Below are 11792 nucleotides of genomic sequence, written 5' to 3'. Positions count from 1 at the left end.
AGTCACAAACCCGTGGCGACCGTTCACACGGCATGGACCGCACCGCGGTACGGCGCGCCTGGGACGAGGTGGCAGAGACGTACGCCGAGCGCCGCGACCCCTCCGGCTCGGACGCCGCACTACTCGACGACCTCCGGGCCGACCTGCCGGCGGACCCGGTCGTCCTCGACGTCGGGTGTGGCGACGGTGCCCGAACGCTCGCGAACCTCCCCGCGGGCAGCGTCGGCCTCGATATCTCCAGACGAGGGCTCGAACTCGCGCGCGAGACCGTCCCCGGTTCCCGGCTCGTCCACGGTGAGCTGTCCACGCTCCCGTTCGCGGCCGACCGGTTCGACGCGGTGACGGCGTACCACGCGGTGTTCCACGTCGCGCGCGAACGACATCCGGCAGCCTATCGGGAGTTCGCTCGGGTGCTCCGCCCCGGTGGCCGGTTGTTGATGACGCTGCCGGCCGGCCGGTTCGAGACGGTGCGCCGCGGCTGGATGGGCGGCCGGATGTTCTTTTCGGCACCGGGGCGCACCCAGACGCTCGACCAGCTCCGGTCGGCCGGATTTGGCGACCTCGAGACGACGACCGCGACCGACCCACTCGGCAGCAGCACGGAGTTCGTGACCGCAACGATGGATGAGGGAACCGATGCCGACTGACGTCGACGGTCCCGACGACGCGGCCGCCGACGCGACACCGCTCGAAGACGTCCCACACGACGTTCGGGCGGCGCTCACACAGCTGCTCGCCGAGGCCCGGTCGGCGGCGCGGGCCGACGACATCGAGACCACGACGGCACTCCTCGAGACCGCCGAGACGGTCGCGACGAACAAGCTACCGCCCGGTGACCGACGCGACCGAGTCCGCCGTGGCTGTGTCGCGGCCGCCGACGCGCTTCCCGACGCTGCGCTTGCGGCTGCGTACGCCGAGGCGGCGCGGTCGTACGTCGCCGCGGAGTGACCTCGTTGGTCCGAACGGCTTTGTTGACCCGAGCCGTTCACAGCCCATGCACGTGGCTTCGCTTCTCCCGTCCGCGACCGAGCTCCTGGTCGCGCTCGGCGTCGAACCGGTCGGCGTCTCACACAGCTGTGATCACCCGCCGGTCGTCGATGCCCTCCCGACGCTGACGAGCACCGTCGTCGACCACGCCGACCGCTCGGCGGCCGACATCGACGCCCAGATGCGGTCGGTCGAGGGCGCAGCGTACGACCTCGACGTCGACCGGCTCGGAGCGCTCGACCCGGACTGTCTCGTCACCCAGGCGACGTGTGACGTGTGTGCCGTCGACGCGAGTGCGGTCGAGGCGGCGGCCGCGTCGCTCACGCCCACGCCCGAGGTGGTGACGCTCGATCCGCACTCCTTCGAGGAGGTCCTCGCGGACGTCACGCGGCTGGGCGCGGCGGTGGACGCACGCGAGGCCGCCGCGTCGCTCTCGGCGTCGCTTTCGGCCCGCGTCGACCGGGTTCGCGAGCGCGCTGTTGCGGCGGTCGACGCGACCGGCCGCCCGCGAACCGCAGTGCTCGACTGGACCGACCCGCCGATCCGGGGCGGCCACTGGGTCTCGGACATGATCGCGCTCGCCGGCGGCGACCCGTCGTTCCAGCCGGCGGGGGCCTCGGAGCCGGTCGCGTGGGCCGACCTCTGCGCGTACGACCCGGCGGTCCTCGTCGTGGCACCCTGCGGGTTCGAGGTGGACCGGGCCGCTGAGGCGGTCACGACGCTCCGGGACCGCCCCGGCTGGTCCGAACTCACGGCCGTCGAGACCGGTCGGGTGTACGCGGTCGACGGCAACGCCCTCGTGAACCGACCGAGCCACCGGCTCGTCGAGTCGCTCGAGACGCTGTTCGCGTGTCTTCACCCCGCGCACGCCGCGGGGCTGTTCGAGGATGCAGCCGAGGAGGCTCCTCGAATGCGGCGGGTGTCGGTCGCGTCGGTGTGAGGCGTCACGTCTCCGCGCGCGCTGCAAGCGCGGAGAGCGTGTCGGCCGTCCGGAGGTCGTCGACCGTACAGTACCAGGCGCCGCGCACGCCGTGCCCGTCGTTCTCGACCGGGGCGTCAAGCGGCACGAGCGACTCGAACTCGAAGACGACGACCACGCGCTCCTCGGAGAACGGGTCGATGAGGTCTGCCCAGTCGGACTCGTCCAGCCGACCGGGCCCGCCGCGGGTCTGTTCGGTTCGCTCGACGATCCGGGCGTAGTGGGTGATCGCCGACACCGGCGCGGTGCGGTAGAAGGCCATGTGGGTGACGTCGGCCCGCGTCCGGTCGTACGAGCGCGGTGCCGGATAGAAGCCGTCGCGACACCGCTCGAAGGTGTCCGGACGCGTCGCGACCACACAGACCCGGGCGTCGTCGGGGGCGTCGTCCGCCGGCGTGTCGGCGGCGAACCGGTCGAGATCCATGCACTATCGTGCGCACCGAACGCGGATATATCCCCGTTCGACCCGTATCGATCCCGATGGCACGGAACGCGGCGTCGACGCGGGATCGGACGGCTGGCGGGTCGACGGCCGAGGAGACGACTACGGACGGGTCGACCCCGGATCCGGCGCTCGTCGTCGACGGCGTCTCGAAGCGGTACGGCACCGGCGAGGGGTCGGTCCTCGCGGTCGACGAGGTGAGCCTGACGGTCGAACGCGGGGCAGTCGTGGGGCTACTCGGGCCGAACGGAGCCGGGAAGACGACGCTCATCAAATCCATCCTCGGGACGGTGCTCCCCGACGCCGGTACGATCCGGCTGTTCGGCACCGACGTCCGGGCGGATCCACGGGCGGCGTACGCCGACGTCGACGCCATGCTGGAGGGCGCACGCAACGACTACTGGCGGCTCACCGTCCGCGAGAACCTCCGGTACTTCGCGACGATCGGCGGTGTCGACCCCGACTCGGTCGCGGCCCGCCACGACCGCCTGCTCGACCGACTCGGGCTCGCCGACGACGCAGACACGCCGGTTCGGGACCTCTCGCGCGGGATGAAACAGAAGGTGTCGCTGGCGAGCGTGCTTGCCGGCGGCGCGTCGCTCGTGTTCCTCGACGAGCCGACCCTCGGGCTCGACGTCGAGAGCGCCCGCGTCCTCCGACGCGAGATCCGCCGACTCGCGCGCGAGGAGGGGCTCACCGTGCTCTTGAGTACCCACGACATGCCCACCGTCGAGGCCGTCTGTGACCGCGTCGTCCTGCTCGCCGACGGCCGTATCGTCGCCGACGACGCGCCGGACGCGCTGTTGTCGGCCGCCGGCCGCGACGTGACGCGGATCGCGAGTCCCGACCTCGACCGGTCGGTCGTCGCCGCCCTTCGTGACCGGTTCGCCGTCGAGGTCGTCGACCGATCCGGCGCGTCGGCCTCGGGGGGCCGATCTGTCGTCGAGGTCGACGCGAGTGGTGACGACCTCTACGCGCTGCTAGACGTGCTCCGAGAACACGGGGTGACACCGTCTGAGGTCCGGACCGTCACACCCGACCTCGAGGACGTGTTTCTCGACATCACCGACGGAGGGCGGTCACGATGACCGAGGACCGCGTGTCGACCCGAACGGACGCGGACGCGGACCCGCGCCCGGCGACCCGCTGGCACCTCCTGCGGGCGGTCCTCGTCCGCGAGTTCCTCATCACCGTCCGATACCCTGCGAACGCGGTCGGCGGGGTCGTCGTCGCCGTGTTCTTCTTCGGAGTGCTGTTCTACGGTGGGACGCTGCTCGCCGGCCAGGCGCTCGCCGACTCGCTGTCGGGGATCGTCGTCGGCTACTTCCTCTGGACGCTGTCCGTCGGCGCGTACTCGTCGATCTCGAACGACGTCGGCAGCGAGGTGCAGTGGGGGACGCTCGAACGACACGTCACCACTCCGTTTGGCTTCGCACCGGTCGCGCTGATCAAAGGCGTCGCGAAGGTCGTCCGGACGTTCCTTACCTCAGCGGTCGTCCTCGCCGTGATGCTGCTTCTCACCGGTACGCGGCTCGCACTCGACCCGCTCACGGTCGTCGTCGTCGCGGGACTCGCGGTCACCTCGGTGCTCGGGCTCGGCTTCGCCGCCGGCGGGCTCACCGTGTTGTACAAGCGAGTCGGGACCTGGTTGAACTTACTGCAGTTCGGGTTCGTCGTCCTCGTGTCGGCGCCGGTGTTCGACGCCCCCTGGCTCAGAGTACTCCCGCTGGCACACGGCAGCGCGCTGTTACAGCGGGCGATGGTCGACGGCGTCCGACTGTGGCAGTTCGGCCTCGGCGACCTCGCACTCCTCGTCGCCGTCGCTGCCGCCTACCTCGCCGGCGGGTACGCCGTCTTTCACTACGCGACGCGGCGAGCCCGACGCCTCGGGGTGTTGGGCGACTACTGATCGATGGGAAACTGTGCTCGTCACCGCGTCTCGTCCGGCTCCGCGGCGAGTGCGGCGTCACGCAGCTCCCGGCACCGGTCGCCCTCGACTGTGAGGTCGGGCACCGGCGTCGGCGAGCCCGCCTCGTCGACGGCGACGAAGACGAAGTACGAGTCGGTCGTCTGCTCGCGGCCACCGGTCCGCGGCTCCTCGCGGTACGCGCGCAACCGCACGCGAACGCTCGTCCGGCCGGCGGCGTACGCGTACGACTCGATCACGCAGGTGTCGCCCTGCGGGATCGGGCGCACGAAATCGAGCTCGCTGATCTTCGCGGTGACGCACGTCTCGCCCGCGTGGCGCATCGCCGACATCGCACCCACCTCGTCCATCCACTTGACGACCGTGCCGCCGTGTGCGGCCTCGTAGTTGTTCGTGTGCGTCGGCTGTACCCGCTGGCGGTTCTCGATGTAGGTGTCGCTGACGTTCGACATACGGGCGTGTGGGGCGACCCACACAAAGCCCCGTCGCCGCCGGGGCTCACCGCTTGCCGAGCGCCTCCTCGAACACCCGCTGTGCGCGGTCGTATCCCTCGTTGCGGTCGACGATCGGGTGGACGTACTCGGGGGCGAGCTCCTCGCGCTCGCGGTGAGAGAGCGTCGGCCAGTCGATCACCTTGTCGGCCGGGACGTCGCGCAGCTCCGGGACGTACTCGCGGATGTATCGCGCGCCGTCGTCGTACTTCGACGCCTGACTCACCGGATCGAAGATCCGCACGTCGACCGAGTCGGTCCCCGTCGAGGCGGTCCACTGCCACCCGCCGTGATTCGAGGCGTAGTCGTGGTCGATCAGCTGTTTGGTGAAGTAGCGCGCACCCCGCCGCCAGTCGACGAGGAGGTGTTTCGTGAGGAAGCTCGCGACGACCTGCCGCGGTCGGTTGTGGATGTACCCTTCTGCATTCAGTTGTCGCATCCCGGCGTCGACGAGCGGGTACCCGGTCTCACCGCGCGTCCACGCCTCGAAGTCGGCGTCGTCGTCCCGCCACGCGATCTCGTTGGGGAACGACGTGTAGTTCGAGACGGCGAGGTCCGGGTTGTAGTACAACAGGTGGTACATCTGCTCGCGCCAGGAGAGCTCGTAGCGGTACTTGTCGACGTTTCGGCGCTCGCCGCCGGTGACGGCGTCGTACACGTCGCTCGCGCCCGCCCACACCTCACGGATGCCGATCGCGCCCGTCGCCAGGTACGGCGACATACGCGAGACGGCCTGTGCCGGGGCCTCGACCGCCCGCGGGAGGTCGTCTCTGGTGTCGTTGTACGAGAGGATGCCGACGTCGAGGAAGTCGTCGTAGCGATCACGCGCGCCCCGATATCCCGCCGGCGGGAGGTCCACGTCGACGTCCGGCTCGGGAACGGTCTTGCCGTCGGCGACGTCGGCGAGGACGTCGGGATCCGGCTCGGCGTACGGACCTCGCTTCGGTACCGCCTCCCAGTCGCCGTGGAACTGGCTGTGGTTCGGGTACGACGACTCGAGCCGACCCGGATCGACCAACACGAGGTCGGTCCGTCCGTCGAGGTCGACCCCCTCACCGGCCAGTGCTTCTTCGACGCGGCGCTGGCGGTTGCGTCTCGCCGCCCGATAGTGGTCGTTACAGTAGACCGTCTCGGCGTCGAACGTCTCCGCGAGCGCGGGGAGCACCTCGTCGGGCTCGCCGGCGCGAACGATCAGGTCGCTCCCGATGTCGCGGTAGCGGTCCTCTACGGCGGCGACGTGCCGGAGGAAGAACCCGCGCTGCCGGGCGCCCATCGTGGCGAGCAGGTCGGCGTCGTACACGAAGACGGGAACGACCGGGTCAGACGGGGTCGCGTCGCGTGCGGCGGCTGCGAGGCCGGCGTTGTCTCGGGTTCGCGGATCTCGTCGGTGCCAGAAGAGCGGCATACGATCGGTTGGGGCCCGAGCCGATAATGTCCTTCGACCTGGCCCGGACGCGTCGCGCTCGCGCCGCTCGCCGGTCGAAAGATACGCAGGACTCGCGTCGAGACGGAACCGGACGCGTCAGTCGTCGGCGGGCGCGCGAGGCTCAGCGGGTGGCTCCTCGCCGGCCGGCTCCTCGTCCGGCCGATCGGCCGCCGGTTCGACGGATTCGTCGATCGCGTCCGGTTGGTCGTCCGTGGCGTCTGCCCGGTGACGCTCCGCAAGATCCTCCCACGAGAGCGCCTCGCCCATGTGATGACACATGACAGCTATACACATGGGCTTCGGACACAAAACCGTTGGGCCGTTCTCCCGTGGCGGCCTCGCCGAAGCTGAAAGAGCCAAGTACCCCGCTCCCGAACGATCGATTATGATGGCACTCCTCGACTTCGTGGTGCGACTCGTCACCGACGTCGGACGCTTTCTCGACGTCTTCGTGAACGATCTGATCCTGGGCGCTGGTGACCCGCTGTCGGCGGTCCTCATCGTCACGGGACAGGCGATACTGCTCACCGCGGTCGGCGTCTTCGGCTACGCCGCGATCGGCAGTCTCCTCAACGAGGTCGGGATCACGCTCCCGGCGCTCGGCGGCCGCGGTCGAGGCGAGTAGCCCTCAAAAGACGCCATCGACCGCTTCCGCGGCGAGGTCGACGCTCGCCTCGAGGTCTGGTCCGAGCGGGGCGCCGACGACGAGCCCGTCGACGTGCTCGGCGAGGTCGACAGCGCGGTCACGAACCGCGTCCGGTGTGCCGGCCATACAGAACGCGTCGATCATCGCGGGAGTGACCCGCTCGAACGCGGCGGAGAACTCGCCGGCAGCGACCGCCTCGCCGATCGCCGCGGCCTCGTCCCGGTCGATGCCGTGCCGCTCGAGGACCGGCGGGGCCGCGCCGCCGGTGATGAACGCCACGGGCGGCCGTGCGGCCTCCCGAGCGGCTGCCGGATCCTCGTCCACGCTGACCGCGGCGTACGCCACGAGCGCGAAGTCGCCGCGATGGCTCGGTCGGTCCGCGAGGCCGTCTTCGACCTGCTCGCGGGCCCACGCGAGGTCCATTGGGTGTGAGCCGTTGTAGAGCAAGCCGTCGGCATGTTTCGCGGCCATCCGACACATATGTGGCCCCTCGCCGCCGACGTGGACCGGAATGTCGGCGCCCTGGGGCGGCTCATAGTTGAGCCCGGCGCCCGTGGATTCGAACGTGCCGTCGGCGTCGACGCGCTCGCCGGCCCACAGCCGCTTCGCGGTCTTGAACGCCTCGAGCACGGACCGGAGTCCGCGCTCGTCGGCTACTCCGAGATTCGAGAGCGTCGACGGGTCGCCCGGGCCGAGCCCGAAGACGGCGCGTCCCTCGGAGAGCTCGTCGAGGGTCGCGACCTTCGAGGCGAGCGTGACGGGGTGCGTCTCGTACGGGTTGGCGACGCCCGGGCCGAGCCGGACCGACTCGGTCGCGGTCGCGAGCTGTGAGAGGACGGCCCAGGGGTCGCGGTTGTTGTAGTGACACGTCGAGTAGACGACGTCGTAGCCGGCGGCTTCGGCGCGGACGCCGAGGTCGACGATGCGATGCGGGTCGTGTTCGGGGGTGAGTTCGATTCCAAGCATTAGTGTGGTGGTTGACGGCTGGTCGGTCGTTACGGGTCGTAGCGCCACTCGCGGAGCGCCTGCCGAACGAAGTCGCCGGCGACCGCGCGGAAGTGGGCGTTGGAGCCGTCGTGGTCGCCGAACGACCAGCCGCGGACGACGACGACGGGAGTGCCGCCGTCGCCTTCGCCGGCGACCAGGTTGGCGGCGGCGGCGAGCTCGTCGACCACGTTCTGGACGGTGACGCCGAGTTCGCGCCCGTCGCGGTCGGCCTCGCCGCGCCAATCCCGGCTCGCCGGCAGCCCGTCCCAGCCGATGGCGACCCCGCGCTGCCCGTGTCGAAATGGCCGTCCGGAGGTGTCGGTGACGACGACGCGGTCGGCGTCGATCCCCGCGCGGATCCGCGCCGCGCTCTCTGTGGGGCGTTTCGGGAGCAACAACAGGTCGTGGTCGGGAACGTTCGAGCGGTCGATGCCGGCGTTGACACCGACGTGGCCGAAGTGGGTCGCCGTGAGAAGAAACGGTGCCTCCATGATCAGCTCCGTCGACTCCTCCAAGACGGCCTGTGCGAAGCGCGGATCCTTCTGTTCGCCCGTACAGTCAGCGAGCCGCTCGGCGACCTCGACCGCGCGCGGACTCGGCGGAAACGCGTCGAGGTCGAACGCCCGACCCTCCGCCTTCGAGACGACCGTGCTGGCGACGCAGACGACGTCGTCACTACGGAGGTCGACCGCGTCGTCGATCAGCGCGGCGAGGTCGTCTCCCTCCCGAACTTCGGGAAGGCCCGGGACGGCGAACAGCTCCATACCGTCTCCTGAACGGCGACGAGGAAAAACCTCGCCGGTACCGGGGTGGTTTGACGCTATCGCGCCGCCCGGAACACGTGAGCTCCGTGTCGCTTAAGCGCCGTCCACTGCTCCGAGTCGACGTGGACCTCCACGTCCGGTACGAGGGCGACGACGACCCCGACAAGTGTACGGCCCGCAAGCTCTCGCGGTTCGACCTCGCGACGCTTCATCGTCGCGACCGCGAGACGCCCGCCGGGGTCGTGTTGAATCCCCACGCCGAGCGCGCGCTCTCGCCGGCCGACGCCGAGCACGCTACGGATCGCGCGCTGGTCGCACTCGATTGTTCGTGGGAGTCGGCCGGCGAGAAGCGATTCTCGCTGTCGGGTGCCCACCGGGCGCTCCCCTATCTCGTCGCCGCGAACCCCGTGAACTTCGGCCGTCCGATGCGACTCACGACCGTCGAGGCGCTCGCGGCCGCCCTCTCGATCCTCGGCGAGCCGGACCACGCGGCGCGGATCCTCGCGAAGTTCACCTGGGGAGAGACGTTCCTCGAACTCAACGCGGAGCCGCTCCGCCGCTACGCCGACTGTGCCGACTCGACCGAGGTCGTGGCCGTCCAGCAGGCGTACCTCGACCGCGGGTGACGACCGCGCCGCCGCCGAGCTGTTAACTGACGCGGTCTTCTTGTGAGCACGTTGCAAAATTCACGGTGAAAATAGCAGCTGGGTTAATACTCGTCCGAGTGCTACCGCGGCGTATGAGCGACCGCGAGGGGACAGGGGAGACCGCCGAGGTTCGGTTGACGGTCCCTGACATGGACTGTCCGACGTGTGCTGGGAAGGTCGAGACGGCCCTCGACCGCGAGGGGGTGGTGGCCGTCGACACCCGCGCGACCGCCGGCGTGGTCGACGTGACTCACGACCCCGACGTGTGTCCGCCGGACGCGCTGGTCGCGGCCGTCGAGCGGGCCGGCTACGAGGTCGCCGACACGGACGCGTCGACCGTCGCAGCTGGACTCTTCTCGAGTCGGCGGGCGATCGCGACCGCTACCGGGGGTATCTTCCTCCTCGTCGGGCTCGCACTCGAGTGGGCGGTGCCGGGACTCGACCCGACGTTCGCGACGTTTGGTGAAGGCGTCGGCGCGTTCGGTCCGTGGGAGGTGACGGGGGCGACGCTGGCGTACTTCGTCGCGATCGGCGTCGCTGCGCCGCCGATACTGCGAAACGGCGCCTACTCGCTCCGGAGCCTACACCTCGACATCGACCTATTGATGTCGATCGGGATCGTCGCCGCGTTGCTCGTCGATCTGCCGTTCGAGGCGGCGACGCTCGCGGTGTTGTTCTCGGTCGCAGAGCTGTTAGAGCGCTTTTCAATCGACCGGGCACGACGCTCGTTGGGGGAGCTGCTCGCGCTCTCACCGGACGAGGCGGTCGTGCTTCGTGACGGCGAGGAGACGACGGTCCCGGTCGAGGCGGTCGCGGTCGGCGAGCGACTCGCCATCCGCCCCGGCGACCGCGTCCCCCTCGACGGCGTCGTCCGCGAGGGCACGGGCGCGGTAGACGAGTCGCCGATCACCGGCGAGTCGGTGCCAGCGGAGGTCGCACCCGGCGACGAGGTGTACGCCGGCTCGATCAACGAGGCCGGCTACCTCGAGGTCGAGACGACCGCGCCCGCCGAGGACTCGACGATCGCGCGGGTGATCGACCTCGTCGAGTCTGCGACCGCAGAGCAGACCCGCGCCGAGCGGTTCGTCGACCGCTTCGCCCGCGTGTACACCCCCGTCGTCGTCGCCGCCGCGGTCGCGACGGTCCTCGTCGGCACCGTCGCACTCGGCGGCTCCGTCGAGACGTGGACCGTCCGCGGACTCACGCTGCTCGTGATCGCGTGTCCCTGTGCGTTCGTGATCTCCACGCCCGTCAGCGTCGTCTCCGGCGTGACGGCGGCGGCGCGCAACGGGGTGCTCGTCAAAGGCGGCGAGCACCTCGAGGCGGCCGGCGACGTCGACGCCGTCGCGCTCGACAAGACGGGCACGCTGACCGCCGGCGACCTCTCCGTCACCGACGTGATCCCGCTCGACGCCCCGGACGCGGACGCGGTGCTCACGCGGGCGACCGCCCTCGAGCGCCGGAGCGAACACCCAGTCGCCGCGGCGATCGTCGACCGCGGGCGCGAGTGCGACCTCGACGACGGGGCCGTCGCAGACACGGCCGTCTCCGAGTTCGAAGCGCTCGCGGGCGAGGGTATCCGAGCCGACCTCGACGGCGAGACGCACTACGTCGGCAAGCCCTCGCTGTTCGAGTCGCTCGGCTTCGACCTTGGGCACGCACACGTCCGAACCGACGGCGGGCTCGCGACGACTGAGCCCGGCGCGACGACAGCGGGGTCGCCGGTTCCCGCACCGACCGAGTGCGAGCACGGTCGCTACGTCGACCTGGCCGGCGAGATCATCCCGGACCTCCAGGCGGACGGCAAGACGGTCGTCGTCGTCGGGACGGCCGACCGCGTGCTCGGCGTCGTCGCGGTCGCGGACACGGTCCGCCCGGAGTCGTCGTGGGTCGTCGACCGCCTCCACGCGCTCGGCGTCGACCGCGTCGTGATGCTCACCGGCGACAACGAGCGGACCGCCCGCGCGATCGGGGCCGCCGTCGGCGTCGACGAGGTTCGTGCGTCGCTCCTCCCCGAGGAGAAGGTCGCGGCCGTCACGGCGCTCGCCTCGACGACCGACGGAACCGTCGCGATGGTCGGCGACGGGATCAACGACGCGCCGGCGCTCGCGGCCGCCGACGTGGGGATCGCGATGGGAGCCGCCGGGACCGACACCGCGATCGAGACCGCAGACGTGGCGCTCATGGGGGCGGACCTCCGCCGACTTCCGTACACGTTCGACCTCGCGGGGCGTGCGAGCCGGACGATCCGAACGAACATCGGCGCCTCGCTCGCGGTGAAGGCGCTGCTCGCCGTCGGGGCACCGCTCGGGTACGTGACGGTCGCGATGGCGGTCGTCGTCGGCGACATGGGGATGAGTCTGGGGGTGACGAGCAACGCGCTCCGGCTCGGGAACGTCGAGCCGGCCGAGCCGCTGATCCGGCGCGAGTCCGAGTCGTCGTCTCCCGACGCCCCCACCAGGAGCTGATCCGCCGTCCCGTCGGGGCTCACCGAGA

General features: G+C 70.6%; 14 protein-coding genes. 8 read left to right on the top strand and 6 right to left on the bottom strand.

Going from position 1 to position 11792, the window contains the following annotated elements:
* The first annotated feature begins 32 nt into the window (after nt 1-32).
* The 3 genes from ACNTAO_RS10185 to ACNTAO_RS10175 are packed head-to-tail and all read left to right on the top strand — an operon-like array spanning nt 33 to nt 1927.
* Nucleotides 33-647, top strand: coding sequence for a class I SAM-dependent methyltransferase (locus tag ACNTAO_RS10185; RefSeq protein ID WP_435161897.1), 615 nt, complete (start codon nt 33-35; stop codon nt 645-647).
* Entirely contained in the window at nt 637-948 is a 312-nt protein-coding gene (locus tag ACNTAO_RS10180) for a DUF8101 family protein (protein WP_435161896.1), read from the top strand. The genes ACNTAO_RS10185 and ACNTAO_RS10180 overlap by 11 nt, the downstream gene beginning before the upstream one ends.
* Nucleotides 949-994: 46 nt before the next feature.
* On the top strand, nt 995-1927 hold the full coding sequence (locus ACNTAO_RS10175) for an ABC transporter substrate-binding protein (protein ID WP_435161895.1): 933 nt from the start codon (nt 995-997) through the stop codon (nt 1925-1927).
* Between the two features lie 4 nt (nt 1928-1931).
* On the opposite strand, the gene ACNTAO_RS10170 is transcribed toward ACNTAO_RS10175, so the two are convergent.
* Nucleotides 1932-2390, bottom strand: a complete 459-nt coding sequence (locus ACNTAO_RS10170; protein WP_435161894.1) for a DUF8743 domain-containing protein — start codon at nt 2388-2390, stop codon at nt 1932-1934.
* 56 nt (nt 2391-2446) lie between these two features.
* On the opposite strand from ACNTAO_RS10170, the gene ACNTAO_RS10165 reads away from it, so the two are divergent.
* Both ACNTAO_RS10165 and ACNTAO_RS10160 read left to right on the top strand, forming a co-directional pair.
* Nucleotides 2447-3496 carry an ABC transporter ATP-binding protein gene (locus ACNTAO_RS10165; protein ID WP_435161893.1) on the top strand — a complete coding sequence of 350 codons (1050 nt, stop codon included), beginning with the start codon at nt 2447-2449 and terminating at the stop codon, nt 3494-3496.
* Nucleotides 3493-4317, top strand: coding sequence for an ABC transporter permease (locus tag ACNTAO_RS10160; protein ID WP_435161892.1), 825 nt, complete (start codon nt 3493-3495; stop codon nt 4315-4317). The genes ACNTAO_RS10165 and ACNTAO_RS10160 overlap by 4 nt, the downstream gene beginning before the upstream one ends.
* A gap of 20 nt (nt 4318-4337) precedes the next feature.
* Here the strand turns inward: ACNTAO_RS10160 and ACNTAO_RS10155 are convergent, their stop codons facing one another.
* The 3 genes from ACNTAO_RS10155 to ACNTAO_RS10145 form a co-directional block, all read right to left on the bottom strand.
* Entirely contained in the window at nt 4338-4787 is a 450-nt protein-coding gene (locus ACNTAO_RS10155; protein WP_435161891.1) for an acyl-CoA thioesterase, read from the bottom strand.
* A gap of 46 nt (nt 4788-4833) precedes the next feature.
* A complete protein-coding gene (locus ACNTAO_RS10150) occupies nt 4834-6231 on the bottom strand; it encodes a cryptochrome/photolyase family protein (protein WP_435161890.1) in 1398 nt (465 codons plus the stop codon).
* A 117-nt stretch (nt 6232-6348) separates the two neighbouring features.
* Nucleotides 6349-6531 carry a hypothetical protein gene (locus ACNTAO_RS10145; protein ID WP_435161889.1) on the bottom strand — a complete coding sequence of 61 codons (183 nt, stop codon included), beginning with the start codon at nt 6529-6531 and terminating at the stop codon, nt 6349-6351.
* Between the two features lie 106 nt (nt 6532-6637).
* Here ACNTAO_RS10145 and ACNTAO_RS10140 point away from each other — a divergent pair, with 106 nt between their 5' ends.
* Entirely contained in the window at nt 6638-6877 is a 240-nt protein-coding gene (locus tag ACNTAO_RS10140; protein WP_435161888.1) for a DUF8024 family protein, read from the top strand.
* A gap of 3 nt (nt 6878-6880) precedes the next feature.
* Here ACNTAO_RS10140 and ACNTAO_RS10135 read toward each other — a convergent pair whose 3' ends face one another.
* Complete coding sequence (locus tag ACNTAO_RS10135; protein ID WP_435161887.1) at nt 6881-7864, bottom strand: 5,10-methylenetetrahydromethanopterin reductase; 984 nt, start codon at nt 7862-7864, stop codon at nt 6881-6883.
* A 29-nt stretch (nt 7865-7893) separates the two neighbouring features.
* Entirely contained in the window at nt 7894-8649 is a 756-nt protein-coding gene (locus ACNTAO_RS10130; RefSeq protein WP_435161886.1) for a coenzyme F420-0:L-glutamate ligase, read from the bottom strand.
* A gap of 122 nt (nt 8650-8771) precedes the next feature.
* Between ACNTAO_RS10130 and ACNTAO_RS10125 the strand changes: the two genes are divergently transcribed.
* Both ACNTAO_RS10125 and ACNTAO_RS10120 read left to right on the top strand, forming a co-directional pair.
* Nucleotides 8772-9275 carry a DUF367 family protein gene (locus ACNTAO_RS10125; RefSeq protein WP_435161885.1) on the top strand — a complete coding sequence of 168 codons (504 nt, stop codon included), beginning with the start codon at nt 8772-8774 and terminating at the stop codon, nt 9273-9275.
* 113 nt (nt 9276-9388) lie between these two features.
* Entirely contained in the window at nt 9389-11764 is a 2376-nt protein-coding gene (locus ACNTAO_RS10120; RefSeq protein WP_435161884.1) for a heavy metal translocating P-type ATPase, read from the top strand.
* The last annotated feature ends 28 nt before the right edge of the window (nt 11765-11792 follow it).

The organism is Halorubrum zhoui (assembly GCF_051194155.1).
In the GTDB taxonomy this organism is placed as follows: Archaea; Halobacteriota; Halobacteria; order Halobacteriales; family Haloferacaceae; genus Halorubrum.
This window is presented reverse-complemented; position numbering and strand designations above follow the sequence as displayed.